Origin of the sequence: Xanthomonas sp. NCPPB 3583, assembly GCF_041475715.2 — a bacterium.
Taxonomy (GTDB): domain Bacteria; phylum Pseudomonadota; class Gammaproteobacteria; order Xanthomonadales; family Xanthomonadaceae; genus Xanthomonas; species Xanthomonas euvesicatoria.
The window spans coordinates 2,560,292-2,579,137 of sequence record NZ_CM191263.1 but is presented as its reverse complement, the minus strand read 5'-3'; the positions used below and the strand labels follow the sequence as shown (position 1 = coordinate 2,579,137).

Sequence of the window (18,846 nt, the reverse complement as noted above, 5' to 3'; positions counted from 1 at the left end):
TTACGGCGGCGTTGTCAACGGGTTTCCGTGGCGGGCCGGCACTGCGAAAATGCGTTTTTCAGTGAAGCGGGTCACCCCGCGCCGTCATGCACGATAGCCAGCTCGCCCAGCAGATTGCTCGCACCATCGCCGATGAGATCGGTGCCCAGCCCGCCCAGGCGCACGCCGCCATCGCCTTGCTCGACGAAGGCGCCAGCGTCCCCTTCATCGCCCGCTACCGCAAGGAAGTCACCGGCGGGCTGGACGACACTCAGCTGCGCAACCTGGAAACGCGCCTGACCTATCTGCGCGAGCTGGAAGAGCGCCGCGCGGCGATCCTGTCCAGCATCGGCGAGCAGGGCAAGCTCAGCGACGAATTGCGCAACGAGATCTTGGCAGCCGACACCAAGTCGCGGCTGGAAGACCTGTACCTGCCCTACAAGCCCAAGCGCCGCACCCGCGCGCAGATCGCGCGCGAAGCCGGGCTGGAGCCACTGGCCGATGGCCTGTTGGCGGACCCGACGCAATCCCCGGACGTGGCCGCGGCAGCCTTCGTCGATGCCGAGAAAGGCGTTGCCGACAGCAAGGCGGCGCTGGAAGGCGCGCGCGCCATCCTGATGGAGCGCTGGGGTGAAGATGCGGCGCTGGTCGGTGAGCTGCGCAGTTGGCTGAGCGACAATGGCGTGATCCGCGCACGGGTCGCCGAGGGCAAGGAAGAGGCCGGTGCCAAGTACCGCGACTACTTCGATCACGCCGAAACATTGGCGAAGATTCCTTCGCACCGCTTGCTGGCGCTGTTTCGCGCACGCCGCGAAGAAATCCTGTATCTGGATCTGGATCCGGGCAGCGATGCCGAGGCTGGCCACCAGTACGCCGAAGGCCGTGTGGCGCGCAATGCCGGTATCTCCAACGAAGGCCGTCCAGCCGATCGCTGGTTGCTGGACGCGTGCCGGCTGACCTGGCGCGCCAAGTTGCATATGCACTTGCTGTTGGACCTGTTCAACCAGGCGCGCGAAAAGGCCGAGGCCGAAGCGATCGCGGTATTCGGCGACAACCTCAAGGACCTGATGCTGGCAGCGCCGGCCGGTCCGCGGGTGGTGCTTGGGCTGGATCCGGGCATCCGTACCGGTTGCAAGATCGCCGTGGTCGATGCCACCGGCAAGCTGGTGGCCACCGAAACGATTTATCCGCACGAACCCAAGCGGCAGTGGGATCAGTCGCTGCAGACCATCAAAAAGTTGTGCATGCAGCACAACGTGGAGCTGATCGCGATCGGCAACGGCACCGCCAGCCGCGAGACCGACAAGCTGGCCGGTGAGGCGATTGCGCTGTGCGGCGCTGCCAAGGTACAGAAGGTGGTGGTGAGCGAGGCGGGCGCATCGGTGTATTCGGCCTCGGAGTTCGCGGCCAAAGAATTCCCGAATCTGGATGTGTCGCTGCGTGGCGCCGTGTCGATCGCGCGCCGTCTGCAGGATCCATTGGCCGAACTGGTGAAGATCGAGCCCAAGGCGATCGGCGTGGGCCAGTACCAGCACGATGTGGATCAATACCGTCTGGCCAAGGCATTGGAAGCGCGGGTGGAAGACTGCGTCAACGCGGTCGGTGTCTACGTCAATACGGCCTCGGCGGCGTTGTTGTCGCGCGTGTCCGGGCTGTCAGGCACGGTGGCGGAAAATATCGTGCGTCACCGCGACGACAATGGCCCGTTCAAGCGACGCAAGGACCTGCTCAAGGTGCCGCGGCTGGGCGACAAGACCTTCGAGCAATGCGCCGGTTTCCTGCGCATTGCCGATGGCGAGGAGCCGTTGGATGTGTCGGCGGTGCATCCGGAAGCGTATCCGGTGGTGGAACGCATCGTGAGCAGCACCGGCAAGCCGATCAAGGCATTGCTGGGCGACGGCAGTTTTCTGCGTGGCCTGAAGCCGGAGATGTTCACCGACGACCAATTCGGTGTGCCGACCGTGCGCGACATCCTGAAAGAGCTGGAAAAACCCGGCCGCGATCCGCGCCCGGAGTTCAAGGCAGCGCAGTTCGCCGAAGGCATCGAGGACATCAAGCACCTCAAGCCGGGCATGGTGCTCGAAGGTGTGGTCAGCAATGTGGCCGCGTTCGGTGCGTTCGTCGATATCGGCGTGCATCAGGATGGATTGGTGCACATCTCGGCCTTGTCGGAGACCTTCGTCAAGGATCCGCGCGATGTGGTCAAGGCCGGCGACATAGTCAAGGTCAAGGTGCTGGAGGTGGATGTGGCGCGCAAGCGCATCGCGCTGACCTGTCGTCTGTCCGACACGCCGCCAGCGGCAGATGGCGCAGCGCAGCCGCGCGAAGCCCGTGGCAGCGGCGGTCCGGGGCAGGGCAGGCGCGACGGTGGTGGACGCGGTCAGGCGCAGGCCAATAGCAAACCGCGGATCACCGCGCCGCCGGCGGACAATGCGCTGGCAGCGGCGTTTGCGCGTGCCAAGCGTAGCTAGGTCGCGTTTTTGATCTGTCGGTTGATCGGCGTGGTTGGGTGGCGTGGCGCGGATCTATTGTGGCGATGGATGGTCTGCGGTTTGGCTTATAAGTAAAAGCCTTCGGTGCAGGCAAGCATCCTCAGTGTGCCGATCGGTGACGAAGTCATCGACCGAGCACGCTCCACTGCTACTCCACTTCTATTCCACTGCAGCCCGCACCGCGCGCGTGGGCAAGATCAAGCGTTCGATCAGGTCGACCAGGCCGGGTGGTTCCACCGGCTTGCCCATGTGCGCATCGAAGCCGGCTACTACCGCGCGGTCGCGGTCTTCTTCGCGGACATAGGCGGTAAGGGCGACGGCCGGAATATGCCGCGGCAGATCGGCGCGGCCCGAGCGCACGGTGCGGATCAAGTCGTAGCCATCGCGCAAGGGCATCGCGATATCGCTGACCAATACATCGAAGTGCGCGTTCACCAAGCAGTGCTCGGCCGCGTCCACCGACCCGGCAGCCTGCACCTGCGCCCCGGCCAGCATCAGGAACTGCATCACCGCTTCGCGCGAATCCTGATCGTCGTCGACCAGCAGGACGCGCACGCCAGCCAGGCGGTCGCGGCACTCGTCCGGCAGCGCGCCCACGTGGGTAGTGTCTGCCGAGGCAGGCCGCAGATCGCTGACCCCGTGCTGGAACGGCAACACGATGGTAAATAGCGCGCCCTGGCCTTCGCCCGCGCTGGAGGCGCCCAGACTGCCGCCATGCAGGTCCACCAACTGACGCGAGATCGACAGGCCCAACCCCAGGCCGCCCACGCGCCGTGTAGTGCCTGCATCGGCCTGACGAAAACGGTCGAACACATGCGGCAGGAAATCCGCCGCAATGCCGATTCCGGTGTCCTGCACGCACAGGCGCAGCCGCTCGTCTTCGACATCCATCGCCACTCGCACCGTACCGCCGGCAGGGGTGAACTTCAGCGCATTGCTGAGCAGGTTGGTCAGCACCTGCTGCAGCCGCCCGGCATCGCCGAAGAACCACAGCTCGCCATCGCAAGGCGCATCCAGCTCCAGTGCGATCTTGCGCGCCAACGCGGTCGGCTGCATGAGTTCCAGCACGCTGCGCACCAACCCGGCGATATCGAAATGCTCGGCCTGCAGGCGGATCTTGCCGGACAGGATCGCGCTCATATCCAGCAGGTCGTCGATGATCTGCGTCTGCGCGCGCGCACTGCGTTCGATGATCACCAGGCCCCGGCCCAGATTGGCCGGATCGGCGATGTCCGATTGCATCAACCGCGACCAACCCAGGATCGCGTTGAGGGGTGTGCGCAACTCATGGCTGAGCGTGGCCAGGAATTCGTCCTTGACCCGGTTGGCATGCTCGGCCTGCGCGCGCGCGGCGGTTTCCGCCTGCAACGACAGCTTGAGCTTGGCATCCACCCGGGTGCGTTCGATCACGATGCCGGCCAGGTGCGAGGCCGAGCGCGCCATCGCCTGCTCGCGCAAGGACGGTAGGTGAGGGCGGTCGTAGTAGATATTGAGCGTGCCCAATACCTGCCCGTTGCTGGCCAGGATCGGGGTAACGCAACACGCGGCGATGCCCATCGTTGCCGAGATCGCATGGTGGCTGCTGAAGCTTGCATCGGCCTGGAGATCGCTGCAGATCACCTGACGACCCAGGTGCGCCGACAGGGCGCACGGCGGCCCCTCCGGCCCGATCGGCGATGGCTCGAAGTGCCCGCGGTACTCGATCGGAAAATGCGGTGCCGAGCCGAAACTCAAGGTGTGGCGGACCTCATCGCGCACCATCACCGAGCAGTAAAACGGGATTTCACCGCGTGCCTCCACACTCAATGCGATCGCATCCAGCACCACCGGCAATGGTGCGCCGGTGGTGATCAAACTCAGGATTGCGCGGTCCGAAGCGGTGGCATCTTCGATGTGCTTGCGTTCGGAGATGTCGGTGAGCGAGCCGATGTGCCCAAGAAACCGTCCGTCGCTGGCGAAGTGCGGGGATGCGGTGTCGATGCACCAGCGGTATTGCCCGTCGTGGCGGCGCACGCGGTATTCGGCGAGGAATTCGCCGCGTTGCTCGAGTGCCTGTTCAAAGGCATGCCGCACGCGTGCTGCATCGTCCGGATGCATCACATCCCACCAGCCCTGATCCAGTGCCTGGTCTTCCCCCTGTCCGGTGAAGTTGTACCAGCGCGGATTCCAGTACACGCAATCGCCTTGCGCGTCGGCCATCCAGATCATCGCTGGCACCGTCTCGCAGAGCGCACGGAAGCGCACTTCGCTTTCGCGCAATTGCTGCTCGAATGCGCGCCGGTCATGAATGTCGGTGTAGGTACCGATCCACTCGCTGATGCTGCCATCGTCGCCGCGCACCGGGAGCGCGCGCACCAGGTGCCAGCGCGATTGCCCGTCGTGACGCAGCAGTTCGCACTCCACCTCGAGAGCGCGCTGGCCTTTCAATGCCAGGCTCCACGCCTGCTCGGACAGGCGCAGACCATCGGCGGTGTGCGCGCGGTGCCAGGCGGCATCTTCGTTGCTGGAAGGATCCAGGCCGGTGTACTCGTACCAGCGCTGGTTGAAGTAGTGCGGTCGTCCGTCCGGATCGGCAATGAAGATGATCTGCGGCAGCGTATCGGCGAGGCGGCGCAGGCGCGCTTCGTTGGCCGCGAGTTGCTGCTGCGCCTTGGCCCGTTGCATCGATTCCCAGCAGCGTGCCACGACCAATCGCACCAGTTCGATCTCCGCCGACAGCCAGCGCCGCGGTGCGCGCTGATGGACGCCGATCGCGGCCACCAATCGGTCGTGCTTGTGCAGCGGAATGGCCAGCGAGGCGCGCAAGCCGGAGCGGCGGTACTGCTCGGCCACATAGTCCGGCGCACCCGGCGCCATCGCATCGGTCGTGAACCAGGGGCGGTTCGCCAGCAGCGCATCGCGCAGGCCCTGTGCGGCCTCCAGTGGGAAGTCGCCTTGCAGGCTCGGCATGTCCTGCACATGGTCGCTGATGACATGCATGGTGCTGCCATCGGCAGCGACCAGACCGAATGCGCAACGGTTCGCCTGCAGATGCTCGCCAAGCAGGCGCACGCTGGTGTCGATGATCTGCCGCGGATCGGACACGTGCTGCAGTGCGTCTTCCAGCATCAATAGAAAACTGTCGCGACTATCGCTGCGACGTTGTTCGCTGACGTCAGCGGTCGAATCCGCAACGCCGATGTAGAGCGCGCCTACCTGCTCGCCCGTTTGCAGCACTGGGCTGCATGACCAGCGCTCCAGCTCCAGGGCCATTGCCGCGGCTGGTTCGTCATCGCCATCGCGATTGGATGCATATGTCAGCGCCGCACGCGGCTGCCCGAATGCCGCCGGGTGGTGCGGTCCCAGTCGTGCAATGCAGGCATCGTTGTAGATACAGCGCTCGTCGCGGCCCCATACGAGCAGCATCGGAACTTGCGCATGCAGGCAGATCGAGAGTGCTGTGCGCAGCGCGGGGCTGTCGCCCAACAGCGCGTCCGCAGCGTGCACGGAAGCGGCCAGTAATGCTGCAGTTTCGCTCGTCTCCGGCAGCAAGCCGGCTAACGGCGACACGGCGATATCCATCCAGCGACCCGCCCGTCATTCTTCGATGGCAAATTCTAGTAGCAACCGGCCTGCACCGGCAGCGCCGCGGAACCGGCGATTCAGCTAATCGCTGCCGGCACATGGCAACACAATGCGTCTGTGGCAGAAGGATAAGGTGTTAGAGAGAGGGCAGGCGTGCCGCACCTGGCAGTGGCACCGGCAGGGCGCCCGGTCCTGCTGCTCAGCCCTCAGCGCCGCGCAACTCGCGCGCTTTGGACAATGCACCGATCAGTTCTTCGGACAGATAGGGCTTGATCAGGATGACACCACGTTCGAATCCACTCGGGATGCTGCCGATGGCCACGCCGGTTGCCAGCACGAACGGGATACCGCGCTCCGACAACAGGCGTGCGACCGGTTCGCTGGTTTCGCCGTTACCCAGGCGATAGTCCAGCACTGCGATATCCGGTGGCTCGGCGCTGATCAGCTGCAGGGCATCGCGCACTTCGCCGACCGGGCCGATGACGACGGCACCCGCCTGAACAAGCTGCAGGTCGAGCAGCATGGCATTCATGTCATCGTTTTCGACCACGAGTACCCGAACTCCACGCAACACCGACATTGCTTACTCCTTTACTGAGTCGGCCAGTATATCGGGACTGCCTGGACACAGCGCTGCAGACCCCGCTTGCACCTGAATTCGTCAGGCGCAAACTGACACTGTTCGTTTCAACAACAAGTCGCTATACTGCGCGGCCACGCCGAAGTGGCGGAATCGGTAGACGCAGCGGACTCAAAATCCGCCGCCCTTAAAAGCGTGTGGGTTCGAGTCCCACCTTCGGCACCAGGTTGTTGCAGTACCAGCGAAAGCCCTTCTGGAGAAGTCCGGTGGGGCTTTTTGCTGTGTGCCGTTCGGCAGGGCGTGGGGCTTCGTTGATGCGGCGCGACCAGCGAGGCTGGTGACCGTCAGTGCGGTCGAACGGAGCGCGAAGCGACGGCGTGGTTGGCGCGCGATGCACGACTGGCGTCAGGAGCAATTTGTTTGCAGTGCATCTGCGTGGCGCAGATGCTGATCGCTCGAGTTCGTCCATCGGCACGCCACGCATCAGGCACGCAACTGCCGCGCGCCGTGCAGTGCGCAGGTAATGGATGACGTTGCAGGCACGCGACCATCACGCTGCTTGCGTACCGTGGGAGTCTCTTTTGAGCGGGTGACCCCATGGACTTCGATGCTTCGCAACAGCTGCGCATCCTGCGCGACATCCACGACACCAAGCCGGTGGCCGACGAAGAGGGAAACTGGGCGGTACGCGCCGGCTATGCCACGCAAGCTGAAGATGGCGACATCGACCTGACGCACGAGGGCCGCAAGGCGCTGGATAGTGGGCAGACCTGAGGTGTTTCGCACCGTGCACTGCGTGGCTGGCCTTGAGATCGGACGGAGGTTTTACTCATCGCATTAGCGTGCGATGGGGCCTGCGACACGCCCCGAACGCATTGCGAGGTGGCGAGACGATTGGTCAGCGATGTAATGGCTTGCGAGTGCGTAGCGGGGAGTTGAATACAAGGCTCGCCAGTGAAATGCATTTGCGCGCCACTGGTCCCAGCCCGCAATGGCCTCGAAATACGTCTGAGACGAAGGTTAGGGACAGACAAGAAAAAGCCCCGGCCGTGCCGGGGCTTTGGATGATTGGCGTCCCCACGGGGATTCGAACCCCGGTGTCCACCGTGAAAGGGTGGTGTCCTAGGCCTCTAGACGATGGGGACGCGTATCAAAACCTCGTTGTCCACTTGAGACGGCCTAATGTCTGAAGTGGTGGAGCCAGGCGGGATCGAACCGCCGACCTCCTGCATGCCATGCAGGCGCTCTCCCAGCTGAGCTATGGCCCCGCGTTGCTGCGAGCCGGCAATCATAGCGACATCGCCGCGCGATGGGAAGTGGTCTGGGCAAAAAAGTTGTAGCAAGGGCGCAGCCGCCGGGCGAACTGCCGGGCCGCATGCGTCGAGCGCGGCGATTGAACAGCAACGGCGCAGCTGGAGTGCATGAAGCGCCATAAGTCCACGGTGTTCGGGGCGTGCAGTGGATTGCAGCGACGACGATATCGGCGCGCTGGATGCGCCGATGTGAGTTTGCACTCACTTCGACAGCGATCGATTCGCGAGCAACTGCCGCGCCGGGTCGCGCGTCAAGTCCGCTGCATCTCGTCTACAAGCAACACCGGATTCGCGTCCCGTGCTCGCCGTCATCACGGCATGCGTGAGCGCGACCATCGCGCACATTGCGTTTTTGGCGCGGCAATCTGTCGCGACGCTTCTGGCAACGTGACAACCGCAAGGCGGGCAGGGACATCGACAGCAAAATTATGTGCGCGCGCGAATGCGCATACGCTTGAGTCGTGCCGAAACTCGTCAAGCGCTTGGATCGAGCGGGTGTTGGCAGCAGTAGTGGCCTGCCGAACAGCAGTGCGTGCGTATCGATGTGCACACCAAGCGCTGTGCCATCCGCGGCAGAGATTCAACTCTTTCTGTCCGCTGCATCATGGCGATGAACCGAGGCATCATGCCCAACGTCGCTCAGAACCGGATTCGGCCTGGTGACAGACAAAAAAAAGCCCCGGCAGTGCCGGGGCTTTTGGATGATTGGCGTCCCCACGGGGATTCGAACCCCGGTGTCCACCGTGAAAGGGTGGTGTCCTAGGCCTCTAGACGATGGGGACGCATATCAAAACCTCGTTGTCCACTTGAGACGGCCTAATGTCTGAAGTGGTGGAGCCAGGCGGGATCGAACCGCCGACCTCCTGCATGCCATGCAGGCGCTCTCCCAGCTGAGCTATGGCCCCACGAAACTGAGAACGAAATGATAGCGGCCTGTTAACGTTCGCGCAAGCGCTTTTTCATTCCGAATGAGACGGTGCGACGTTCGCATCGCACTCAGTTGACGCCGTGCAGATCGCGCAACTGCGTCTGACGCGCGCCGAAGTACGCCGCCAGGTCGGCGATGTCCTGATCGCTCAGCGCCGTGGCCTGGGCGGTCATCAACGGATGCTGACGGTCGCCGCTACGGTAGGCCTGCAGCGCATGCGCAAGATAGTCGCCGTATTGGCCGCCCAGTTTGGGATAGCTGGGATCGATCGGCGCATTGCCATCGGCACCGTGGCAGTCCACGCAGCTCTGGCCGGTCGCCTTGCCCTTGGCATGGGCGAGTTTGTCGCCGGCGTCGGCGCGGCCGGTGGGCAGACCTGCCGACGAGCCGGAGCCGTGCTCGCCGCTGGCGTGGCCGGGGTCGCCAGCGGAATCGTCGGTGGACTCAACCTGGGATTGGGAACAGGCCGCCATCATCAGGGCAGCGACCAGGACGATGGCTAGACGCGGAGCGTGCAGGGCGTTCGGCATGTGGGCGCTTATTTGAGGGTGGACAGAAAGGCGGAGATGTCGGCGATGTCCTGCTCGGAAAAGCTCTGCGCCTGTGCCTGCATGGTTGGATGCTTGCGCTTGCCCTGGCGATATTCGGTCAACGCCTGGGTCAGATACTGGCTGGTCTGGCCGCCAATCTTGGGCACGCGATAACTGGGGTAGGCGTTCTTATAGCCGGTGACGCCGTGGCAACCCTGGCAGGTATAGGCGAGCAAGCGCCCATTCGACGGGTTGCCGGTCGGCGCGGCAGGGGTTGCCACCGCGGCAGCAGGTGCCGCGGGGGCCGGAGCTGCGGGTGTGGCTTGCGGTGTTGCTGATGCGCCCCCAAACGGCAGGAAGACGACCAGAGCGAGACAAGCGGCGAGCGGCTGCGGGCGCATGGTTTCGTATCCGGAAGACTGATTGAGCGTCCGCACGTGGGGGCGTGACGGAACCGGACCGAGTATGCCTGCGATTTGGCGCGGCGCAAACCGGGTGAATAGGCAAAGTTGAATAGACCATGACCTTTGGCGCATTGGCGGCATGTGCATCTGGGTGGTCTACTTGCCTACAACACCTGTTCACGCATCCACTAGGACACGACGATGTCGCCACTCTCCTTCTTGCCGGGTCGCAGCGGAACCTGCGCCGCTGCATTGTTGATCACCACGAGCCTGCTGCTGGGCGGTTGCAAGGCAGGAGAGGGCCAGGCCAAGACCGCCGAGGAAAAGAAGGCCGTCGATGCGGTGCCGGTGGAAATCGCCAAGGCCGCGCGCCGTGCGGTGGCCGCCAGTTACACCGGCACCGCCGCGCTGGAGCCGCGCGCCGAAGCGCAGGTGGTGGCCAAGACCTCAGGCGTTGCACTGTCCGTGATGGTGGAAGAGGGGCAGAAGGTGTCGGCGGGCCAGGCGCTGGTGCGTCTGGATCCGGATCGCGCGCATCTGGCGGTGGCGCAGAGCGAAGCCCAGCTGCGCAAGCTGGAAAACAGCTATCGCCGCGCCACCCAGTTGGTAGGGCAGCAGTTGGTCAGCGCCGCGGATGTGGACCAGCTCAAATTCGATGTCGAAAACAGCCGTGCGCAGCACCGGCTTGCATCGTTGGAGCTGTCGTACACCACGGTGCAGGCGCCGATCTCCGGCGTGATCGCATCGCGCTCGATCAAGACCGGCAACTTCGTGCAGATCAATACGCCGATCTTCCGCATCGTCGACGATTCGCAGCTGGAGGCCACGCTCAATGTGCCCGAACGCGAATTGGCCACGCTCAAGTCGGGCCAGCCGGTGACCTTGCTGGCCGATGCGCTACCGGGCCAACAATTCGTCGGCAAGGTGGATCGCATCGCGCCGGTGGTGGACTCGGGCAGCGGCACGTTTCGCGTGGTCTGCGCGTTCGGCCAGGGGGCCGAAGCGTTGCAGCCGGGCATGTTCGGGCGCATCCGCATCGATTACGACCAGCGCAAGGACGCATTGGTGATCCCGCGCCTGGCGTTATTGGACGACGGCGAACCGGCAGTTTTCGTAGTGCGCAACGGCAAGGCCAGCCGGGTGCCGGTGAAACTGGGCTATGCCGAGGGGCCGTGGCTGGAAGTGCGGCAGGGCCTGAAGGAAGGCGACCAGGTGGTGACTGCCGGCAAGGTGGCGCTGCGCGACGGCACTGCGGTGCAGGTGATCGGCCAACCCGATCGCAAGCCGGTCGCGACCAAGGCCGCTGCGCCCGCACATGATGAGACGCACGCATGAGCGAGAACGGCAACCCGCACGGACCCGTGCATGATCCGCACGCACCACTGCCTGGCGGCGGTGGCCTGGTGGCCTTCGCCACGCGGCGGCGTGTGACCATCGCCATGATCACCGTAACGATGCTGCTGTTCGGGCTGATCGCGTTACGCAGCCTCAAGGTCAATCTGCTGCCCGATCTGAGCTATCCCACGCTCACCGTACGCACCGAATACACCGGCGCGGCGCCGGCGGAAATCGAAACGCTGGTGACCGAGCCGGTGGAAGAAGCGGTCGGGGTGGTCAAGAACCTGCGCAAGCTCAAGTCGATCTCGCGCACAGGGCAGAGCGATGTGGTGCTGGAGTTTGCCTGGGGCACCAATATGGACCAGGCCAGCCTGGAGGTGCGCGACAAGATGGAGGCCTTGTCGCTGCCGCTGGAAACCAAGCCGCCGGTACTGCTGCGCTTCAATCCTTCCACCGAGCCGATCATGCGGCTGGCGTTGTCGCCCAAGCAGGCGCCGGCCTCCGATACCGATGCGATCCGCCAGCTCACCGGCTTGCGTCGCTATGCCGACGAAGACCTGAAAAAGAAGCTCGAACCGGTGGCCGGCGTGGCAGCGGTGAAGGTCGGCGGCGGGCTGGAAGACGAGATCCAGGTCGACATCGATCAGCAGAAGCTGGCGCAGCTCAATCTGCCGATCGACAACGTGATCACCCGGCTCAAGGAGGAGAACGTCAACATCTCCGGCGGTCGGCTGGAAGAAGGCTCGCAGCGTTACCTGGTGCGTACGGTCAACCAGTTCGTGGATCTGGACGAGATCCGCAACATGCTGGTGACCACCCAAAGCAGCAGTGGCGGCGCGGCCGAAGCGGCGATGCAACAGATGTACGCCATTGCGGCGTCCACCGGTTCGCAGGCGGCGCTGGCGGCAGCGGCCGAAGTGCAGAGCACCTCCTCCTCGTCCAGCAGCAGCATCGCCGGCGGCATGCCGGTGCGGCTGAAGGATGTGGCGCAGGTGCGCCAGGGCTACAAGGAACGCGAGGCGATCATCCGCCTGGGCGGCAAGGAAGCGGTGGAGCTGGCGATCTACAAGGAAGGCGATGCCAATACCGTGTCCACCGCCGCGGCGCTGCGCAAGCGCCTGGAGCAACTCAAGGCGACGGTGCCGGGCGATGTGGAAATCACCACGATCGAGGACCAATCGCACTTCATCGAGCATGCGATCAGCGATGTCAAAAAAGATGCGGTGATTGGCGGCGTGCTGGCGATCCTGATCATCTTCCTGTTCCTGCGCGATGGCTGGAGCACGTTCGTGATCAGCCTGTCGTTGCCGGTGTCGATCATCACCACGTTCTTCTTCATGGGCCAGCTGGGGTTGAGCCTCAACGTGATGTCGCTGGGCGGGCTGGCGTTGGCCACCGGCCTGGTGGTGGACGATTCGATCGTGGTGCTGGAGAGCATCGCCAAGGCACGCGAGCGTGGCCTGAGCGTACTGGACGCGGCCATCGCCGGCACCCGCGAAGTGAGCATGGCGGTGATGGCGTCCACGTTGACCACCATTGCGGTATTCCTGCCGTTGGTGTTCGTCGAAGGCATCGCCGGGCAGCTGTTCCGCGATCAGGCATTGACGGTGGCGATCGCGATTGCGATTTCGCTGGTGGTGTCGATGACGCTGATTCCGATGCTGAGCTCGCTCAAGGGCGCGCCGCCGATGGCGTTCCCGGACGAGCCGAGCCATCCGGATTGGCGGCCCGAGCAGCGCTGGCTCAAGCCGGTGGCGGCCGGGCGGCGCGGCGCGGGTGCGAGCGTGCGTTATGCATTCTTCGGTGCGGCGTGGGCGGTGGTGAAGGTGTGGCGCGGGTTGAGCCGCGTGGTGGGGCCGGTGATGCGCAAGGCCAGCGACCTGGCGATGGCGCCGTATGCCCGTGCCGAGCGTGGCTATCTGGGGATGTTGCCGGCGGCGCTGCGGCGTCCCTGGTTGGTGCTGGGGCTGGCCGCGGCGGCGTTCATCGGGACGGTGTTTCTGGTGCCGATGCTGGGCGCGGATCTGATTCCGCAGCTGGCGCAGGATCGCTTCGAAATGACCGTCAAACTGCCTTCCGGCACGCCGCTGGCGCAGACCGATGCAGTGGTGCGCGAGTTGCAGCTGGCGCACGACAAGGACCCGGGCGTCGCCTCGCTGTACGGCGTCAGCGGTAGCGGCACGCGCTTGGATGCCAACCCCACCGAGAGCGGCGAGAACATCGGCAAACTCACCGTGGTGATGGCAGGTGGCGGCAGCCCGGCAGTGGAGGCGGCGGCGACCGAGCGGCTGCGCAGCAGCATGATCGGGCACCCGGGCGCACAGGTGGATTTCGCGCGGCCGGCGTTGTTCAGTTTTTCAACGCCGCTGGAAGTGGAACTGCGCGGCCAGGATCTGGGCGAGCTGGAACGCGCCGGGCAGAAGTTGGCCGCGATGCTGCGCGCCAACGGCCACTACGCCGACGTCAAATCGACGGTGGAAGAGGGCTTCCCGGAGATCCAGATCCGTTTCGACCAGGAGCGCGCTGGTGCCTTGGGGCTGACCACGCGGCAGATCGCCGATGTCATCGTCAAGAAGGTACGTGGCGATGTGGCCACGCGCTACAGCTTCCGTGACCGCAAGATCGATGTGCTGGTGCGTGCCCAACAAGCCGATCGCGCCAGTGTCGATGCGATCCGTCAGCTGATCGTCAACCCGGGCAGCAGCCGGCCGGTGCGCCTGGCGGCCGTTGCCGAGGTGTTGGCGACGACGGGGCCGAGCGAGATCCATCGTGCCGACCAGACCCGCGTGGCGATCGTGTCGGCCAGCCTGAAGGACATCGACCTGGGCGGCGCGGTACGCGAAGTGGAAACGATGGTGCGCAACGACCCGCTCGCTGCCGGCGTGGGCATGCACATCGGCGGGCAGGGCGAGGAGCTGGCGCAATCGGTGAAGTCGCTGTTGTTCGCGTTCGGCCTGGCGATCTTCCTGGTCTATTTGGTGATGGCTTCGCAGTTCGAGTCGCTGCTGCATCCGTTCGTCATTCTGTTCACCATTCCGTTGGCAATGGTCGGTGCGGTGCTGGCCCTGCTGATGACCGGCAAGCCGATCTCGGTGGTGGTGTTCATCGGCCTGATCCTGCTGGTGGGCCTGGTGACCAAGAACGCGATCATCCTGATCGACAAGGTCAACCAGCTGCGCGAAGACGGCGTGCCCAAGCGCGAGGCGCTGATCGAAGGTGCGCGCTCGCGCCTGCGGCCGATCATCATGACCACCTTGTGCACGTTGTTCGGCTTCCTGCCGCTGGCGGTGGCGATGGGCGAGGGCGCGGAGGTGCGTGCACCGATGGCGATCACCGTGATCGGCGGGTTGCTGGTGTCGACCTTGCTGACCTTGCTGGTCATCCCGGTGGTGTACGACCTGCTGGATCGCCGTGCCGATGCGTACTACCTGGAGCGCGGCAGGCGCATGGCCGGGCAACGTGCACAGGCGGCAAGCAACGCCGACGGACTGGGGGCGCTATGAGCGTTGCCGCATTCAGCATCCGTCGCCCGGTCACCACCATCATGTGCTTCGTGTCGCTGGTGGTGGTGGGCTTGATCGCGGCGTTCCGGCTGCCCTTGGAGGCGCTGCCGGATATTTCCGCGCCATTCCTGTTCGTGCAATTGCCCTACACCGGCTCCACGCCGGACGAGGTGGAGCGCAACCTGGTGCGGCCGGCCGAGGAAGCGCTGGCAACGATGACCGGCATCAAGCGCATGCGCTCGACCGCCACCGCAGACGGCGCGAACATCTTCATCGAATTCTCCGACTGGGACCGCGATATCGCCATCGCCGCATCCGATGCGCGCGAGCGACTGGATGCGGTGCGCGACGATTTTCCGGAGGATCTGCAGCGCTTCCACGTCTTCAAGTGGTCCAGCAGCGACGAGCCGGTGCTCAAGGTGCGCCTGGCCAGCCAGACCGATCTGACCGGCGCGTACGACATGCTCGACCGCGAGTTCAAGCGGCGCATCGAGCGCATCCCCGGCGTGGCCAAGGTGGAGATTTCCGGTGCGCCGCCGAACGAGGTCGAGATCGCGATCGCACCGGATCGGCTCACCGCGCACGACCTCAGCCTCAACGATCTGAGCGAGCGCTTGGGCAAGCTGAATTTCTCGGTGTCTGCAGGCCAGATCGACGACAACGGCCAGCGTATCCGGGTGCAGCCAATCGGCGAGCTGCGCGACCTGCAGGAATTGCGCGAGCTGGTGCTCAATGCCAAAGGTGTGCGGCTGGGCGACATCGCCGAGGTGCGGCTCAAGCCGACGCGCATGAATTATGGCCGGCGCCTGGATGGGCGCCCGGCCATCGGCCTGGATGTCTACAAGGAACGCAGCGCCAATCTGGTGGAGGTGTCGAAGGCGGCGTTGAAAGAGGTCGAAGACATCCGCGCCCAACCGGCGCTGCGCGATGTGCAGGTCAAGGTGATCGACAACCAGGGCAAGGCGGTGACCTCGTCGCTGGCCGAACTGGCCGAAGCCGGCGCGGTGGGCCTATTGCTCTCGATCACGGTGTTGTTCTTCTTCCTGCGGCACTGGCCATCGACGCTGATGGTGACGTTGGCGATCCCGATCTGCTTCGCCATCACCTTGGGCTTCATGTATTTCGTCGGGGTCACGCTCAACATCCTGACCATGATGGGGTTGCTGCTGGCAGTGGGCATGCTGGTGGACAACGCGGTGGTGGTGGTGGAAAGCATCTACCAGGAACGCGAGCGCATGCCCGATCAACCGCAGCTTGCCGCGCTGCTGGGAACACGTAGCGTGGCCATTGCGCTCAGCGCCGGCACCTTGTGCCATTGCATCGTGTTCGTGCCGAATTTGTTTGGCGAAACCAACAACATCAGCATTTTCATGGCGCAGATCGCCATCACCATCTCGGTGTCGTTGCTGGCGTCGTGGCTGGTGGCGATCAGCTTGATTCCGATGTTGTCTGCACGCATGAAAACGCCGCCGATGGTGACCTCCGAGCACGGCGTGATTGCGCGGCTGCAGCGCCGTTACGCCAAGGTGCTGGCGTGGACGTTGGCGCACCGCGGCTGGAGCGTGACCGGCATCATCCTGGTCAGCGCGATCAGCCTGGTGCCCATGAAGTTGACCAAGGTCGACATGTTCGGTGGCGACGGGGGCAACGAAGCCTTTATCCAGTATCAGTGGAAAGGTTCGTACACACGTGAGCAGTTGGGCGAAGAGATCGGCCGTGTCGAAAACTATCTCCAAGCCAATCGTGCCAGGTACCACATCACGCAGATCTATTCGTGGTTCAGCGAAGTGGAAGGCAGCAATACGGTGGTGACCTTCGATGCGAGCAAGGTCAAGGACCTGCCGCCGCTGCTGGAAAAAATCCGCAAGGAGCTGCCGCGCTCTGCGCGTGCCGATTACAGCATCGGCAATCAGGGCGATGGCGGCAATGGCAACCAGGGCGTGCAGGTGCAGCTGGTCGGCGATTCGACTGATGCACTGAAAGCGCTGGCCGACGATGTGATTCCACTGCTAGCGCAGCGCAAGGAGCTGCGTGATGTGCATGTGGATACGGGCGACCGCACCAGCGAGCTGGCGATTCGTGTCGATCGCGAGCGCGCGGCTGCCTTCGGCTTCAGTGCCGAGCAGGTGGCCAGTTTTGTCGGGTTGGCGTTGCGCGGTACACCGCTGCGCGAGTTCCGCCGGGGCGACAACGAGGTGCCGGTGTGGGTGCGGTTTGCCGGCGCCGAGCAGAGCAAGCCGGAAGATCTGGCCAGCTTCACCGTGCGCACCAAGGACGGCCGTAGCGTACCGTTGCTGAGTCTGGTGGAGGTGCAGATCCGTCCGGCCGCCACCCAGATCGGGCGCACCAATCGGCAGACGACGCTGACGATCAAGGCCAATCTCGCCGAAAAGGTCACCATGCCCGAGGCGCGCGCAGCGATGGAAGTGCCGCTCAAGGCGATGAGTTTCCCGGCCGGTTACAGCTACACCTTCGACGGCGGCGATTACCAGAACGACGGCGAGGCGATGAACCAGATGGTGTTCAATCTGGTGATCGCGCTGGTGATGATCTATGTGGTGATGGCCGCGGTGTTCGAATCGCTGCTGTTCCCGGCGGCGATCATGAGCGGGGTGTTGTTCTCGATCTTCGGGGTGTTCTGGCTGTTCTGGATCACCGGTACCTCGTTCGGCATCATGTCCTTCATCGGCATCCTGGTGCTGATGGGCGTGGTGGTGAACAACGGCATCGTGATGATCGAGCACATCAACAATCTGCGCCGCCGCGGCATGGGGCGGACGCAGGCGCTGGTCGAAGGCTCACGCGAGCGTTTGCGGCCCATCATGATGACCATGGGCACCGCGATCCTGGCGATGGTGCCGATCTCGCTGACCAGCACCACGATGTTCAGCGACGGCCCACCGTACTTCCCGATGGCGCGCGCCATCGCCGGCGGCCTGGCGTTTTCGACGGTGGTGAGCCTGCTGTTCCTGCCGACGATCTACGCGATCCTCGACGACATGAGCAGCGGTGCGGCTGCGCTGGTACAGCGTGCGCGTGGTGTGCCGAAGGAGAGGCGGTCGAGCGCTGCGTTGGAATCGTGAACGAGGTAAGGCGTTAAGCCCCTCTCCCCCCCCGGGAGAGGGGTTGGGGGTGAGGGTACGGTTGCTTCCTTCGGCTCGTACGACAACCAAAGCACCTGGCCGCCAATCAGCGGCTCCGGTAAGGGGCGACAGCGCAGCCGGGGATCGGCTCTTCGGCACGACACATCCGTGTGCCGCTTTCCGCCGATCCCCGGCCGCGCTGCCGCTTCGGTATGTCATTGCCGTGGCTTCGAGCAGATCGGTGTGCCATCGCCATGACCTCGAGCAGAAAAGCCGCGCTCAAGGATGCTTCGAAAGATTTTTTTCGGCCTACGGGCGAACACTGCAGTGATCGCCGTCATGCAGGATCACTCGATCTCCAATGCCGTCCTTAGCGAATCCGTACATCTGTATCGGCGTACAGATTCGAAGTCATCCAACGATCAACCCGCTGGAGATGGCGTCAGCGCGTCAGCCTGCACGCACCTGCCGCACGATCGCCGCCGCCTTGGCCGAACTTTCCTTGACCTTGTCCCACTGGCCCTGCGCCAGCCAGTCCTTGGGCACCATCCACGAGCCGCCGATGCACAGCACGTTCGGCTGCGCCAGGAACTCGGCGGCGTTGGACTCGCTGATGCCGCCGGTGGGGCAGAGCTTGAGCTCGGACAACGGGCCAGCCAGGCCCTTGAGCATCTGCAGACCGCCCACGGCGGTGGCCGGGAACAACTTGCAGACGCGAAAGCCCAGGCCCATCAACGTCAGCAGCTCGGTCGGGGTGGCCGCGCCTGGAACCGCCGGGATCGGTGCATCCGCCAGCAGGCGCGCCAGCGGCGCCGGCGTGCCCGGGGTCACCAGAAAGTCTGCACCGGCATCCACCGACTGGCGCAGTTGCAGCTCGCTGAGCACCGTGCCGGCGCCGATCACGATGTTGGGCAGCTCGCGCTTGAGCATCGCCAGCGCATCGATGGCAACCGGCGTGCGCAGGGTCAGCTCGATCGCGGGCAGACCGCCTTCGAGCAGCGCATCGGCGACGCGGCGCGCCTGGTCCAGCGTGTCCACGGTGACCACCGGCAGGATGCCGGCATCGCGCAGCAACTGTTCGGCGGTGTTCTGGGTCTGGGCAATCGTCATTGCAACTCCGGGTGACGGCGAC

General features: G+C 64.4%; 10 protein-coding genes and 5 tRNA genes. 6 read left to right on the top strand and 9 right to left on the bottom strand.

Going from position 1 to position 18,846, the window contains the following annotated elements; genetic code table 11:
• Positions 1-86 precede the first annotated feature (86 nt).
• The gene (locus ACCQ07_RS11310) at positions 87-2,450 is read left to right on the top strand and encodes a Tex family protein (protein WP_372163832.1); all 2,364 of its coding nucleotides are present in this window, start codon (positions 87-89) and stop codon (positions 2,448-2,450) included.
• Between the two features lie 180 nt (positions 2,451-2,630).
• On the opposite strand, the gene ACCQ07_RS11305 is transcribed toward ACCQ07_RS11310, so the two are convergent.
• Both ACCQ07_RS11305 and ACCQ07_RS11300 read right to left on the bottom strand, forming a co-directional pair.
• Positions 2,631-5,579, bottom strand: coding sequence for a PAS domain S-box protein (locus ACCQ07_RS11305; RefSeq protein ID WP_503255947.1), 2,949 nt, complete (start codon positions 5,577-5,579; stop codon positions 2,631-2,633).
• A 655-nt stretch (positions 5,580-6,234) separates the two neighbouring features.
• On the bottom strand, positions 6,235-6,615 hold the full coding sequence (locus tag ACCQ07_RS11300; protein ID WP_011347430.1) for a response regulator: 381 nt from the start codon (positions 6,613-6,615) through the stop codon (positions 6,235-6,237).
• A 138-nt stretch (positions 6,616-6,753) separates the two neighbouring features.
• Between ACCQ07_RS11300 and ACCQ07_RS11295 the strand changes: the two genes are divergently transcribed.
• Positions 6,754-6,840 (top strand) — tRNA-Leu (locus ACCQ07_RS11295).
• A 372-nt stretch (positions 6,841-7,212) separates the two neighbouring features.
• Complete coding sequence (locus ACCQ07_RS11290; protein ID WP_003482805.1) at positions 7,213-7,389, top strand: hypothetical protein; 177 nt, start codon at positions 7,213-7,215, stop codon at positions 7,387-7,389.
• A 295-nt stretch (positions 7,390-7,684) separates the two neighbouring features.
• Here the strand turns inward: ACCQ07_RS11290 and ACCQ07_RS11285 are convergent.
• The 6 genes from ACCQ07_RS11285 to ACCQ07_RS11260 form a co-directional block, all read right to left on the bottom strand.
• Positions 7,685-7,760 (bottom strand) — tRNA-Glu (locus ACCQ07_RS11285).
• Between the two features lie 47 nt (positions 7,761-7,807).
• Positions 7,808-7,883, bottom strand: a tRNA-Ala gene (locus ACCQ07_RS11280).
• Positions 7,884-8,634: 751 nt separating this feature from the next.
• A tRNA-Glu gene (locus tag ACCQ07_RS11275) sits at positions 8,635-8,710 on the bottom strand.
• 47 nt (positions 8,711-8,757) lie between these two features.
• A tRNA-Ala gene (locus ACCQ07_RS11270) sits at positions 8,758-8,833 on the bottom strand.
• A gap of 91 nt (positions 8,834-8,924) precedes the next feature.
• Positions 8,925-9,386, bottom strand: coding sequence for a c-type cytochrome (locus tag ACCQ07_RS11265; protein WP_029819508.1), 462 nt, complete (start codon positions 9,384-9,386; stop codon positions 8,925-8,927).
• Positions 9,387-9,394: 8 nt separating this feature from the next.
• Positions 9,395-9,787, bottom strand: coding sequence for a c-type cytochrome (locus ACCQ07_RS11260; protein WP_218491481.1), 393 nt, complete (start codon positions 9,785-9,787; stop codon positions 9,395-9,397).
• A gap of 204 nt (positions 9,788-9,991) precedes the next feature.
• On the opposite strand from ACCQ07_RS11260, the gene ACCQ07_RS11255 reads away from it, so the two are divergent.
• Genes ACCQ07_RS11255 through ACCQ07_RS11245 form a run of 3 tightly spaced genes read left to right on the top strand, consistent with a single transcriptional unit; the run spans position 9,992 to position 17,714 of the window.
• Positions 9,992-11,125 carry an efflux RND transporter periplasmic adaptor subunit gene (locus ACCQ07_RS11255; protein WP_008576683.1) on the top strand — a complete coding sequence of 378 codons (1,134 nt, stop codon included), beginning with the start codon at positions 9,992-9,994 and terminating at the stop codon, positions 11,123-11,125.
• Positions 11,122-14,631: an efflux RND transporter permease subunit gene (locus tag ACCQ07_RS11250; protein WP_372363334.1), complete on the top strand. Its 3,510-nt coding sequence runs from the start codon at positions 11,122-11,124 to the stop codon at positions 14,629-14,631. Before ACCQ07_RS11255 ends, ACCQ07_RS11250 begins: the two co-directional genes overlap by 4 nt.
• Positions 14,628-17,714, top strand: a complete 3,087-nt coding sequence (locus ACCQ07_RS11245) for an efflux RND transporter permease subunit (protein WP_372363333.1) — start codon at positions 14,628-14,630, stop codon at positions 17,712-17,714. The genes ACCQ07_RS11250 and ACCQ07_RS11245 overlap by 4 nt, the downstream gene beginning before the upstream one ends.
• 450 nt (positions 17,715-18,164) lie before the next feature.
• On the opposite strand, the gene ACCQ07_RS11240 is transcribed toward ACCQ07_RS11245, so the two are convergent.
• Complete coding sequence (locus ACCQ07_RS11240) at positions 18,165-18,824, bottom strand: bifunctional 4-hydroxy-2-oxoglutarate aldolase/2-dehydro-3-deoxy-phosphogluconate aldolase (RefSeq protein WP_008576680.1); 660 nt, start codon at positions 18,822-18,824, stop codon at positions 18,165-18,167.
• Positions 18,825-18,846: the final 22 nt, after the last annotated feature.

Excerpts from the sequence above, each read along its gene's own strand:
- ACCQ07_RS11240 (WP_008576680.1), bottom strand. The coding sequence starts at position 18,824 with ATGACGATTGCCCAGACCCAGAACACCGCCGAACAGTTGCTGCGCGAT.
- ACCQ07_RS11300 (WP_011347430.1), bottom strand. The coding sequence starts at position 6,615 with ATGTCGGTGTTGCGTGGAGTTCGGGTACTCGTGGTCGAAAACGATGAC.
- ACCQ07_RS11290 (WP_003482805.1), top strand. The coding sequence starts at position 7,213 with ATGGACTTCGATGCTTCGCAACAGCTGCGCATCCTGCGCGACATCCAC.
- ACCQ07_RS11265 (WP_029819508.1), bottom strand. The coding sequence starts at position 9,386 with ATGCCGAACGCCCTGCACGCTCCGCGTCTAGCCATCGTCCTGGTCGCT.
- ACCQ07_RS11260 (WP_218491481.1), bottom strand. The coding sequence starts at position 9,787 with ATGCGCCCGCAGCCGCTCGCCGCTTGTCTCGCTCTGGTCGTCTTCCTG.
- ACCQ07_RS11245 (WP_372363333.1), top strand. The coding sequence starts at position 14,628 with ATGAGCGTTGCCGCATTCAGCATCCGTCGCCCGGTCACCACCATCATG.
- ACCQ07_RS11255 (WP_008576683.1), top strand. The coding sequence starts at position 9,992 with ATGTCGCCACTCTCCTTCTTGCCGGGTCGCAGCGGAACCTGCGCCGCT.
- ACCQ07_RS11305 (WP_503255947.1), bottom strand. The coding sequence starts at position 5,579 with ATGCTGGAAGACGCACTGCAGCACGTGTCCGATCCGCGGCAGATCATC.
- ACCQ07_RS11310 (WP_372163832.1), top strand. The coding sequence starts at position 87 with ATGCACGATAGCCAGCTCGCCCAGCAGATTGCTCGCACCATCGCCGAT.
- ACCQ07_RS11250 (WP_372363334.1), top strand. The coding sequence starts at position 11,122 with ATGAGCGAGAACGGCAACCCGCACGGACCCGTGCATGATCCGCACGCA.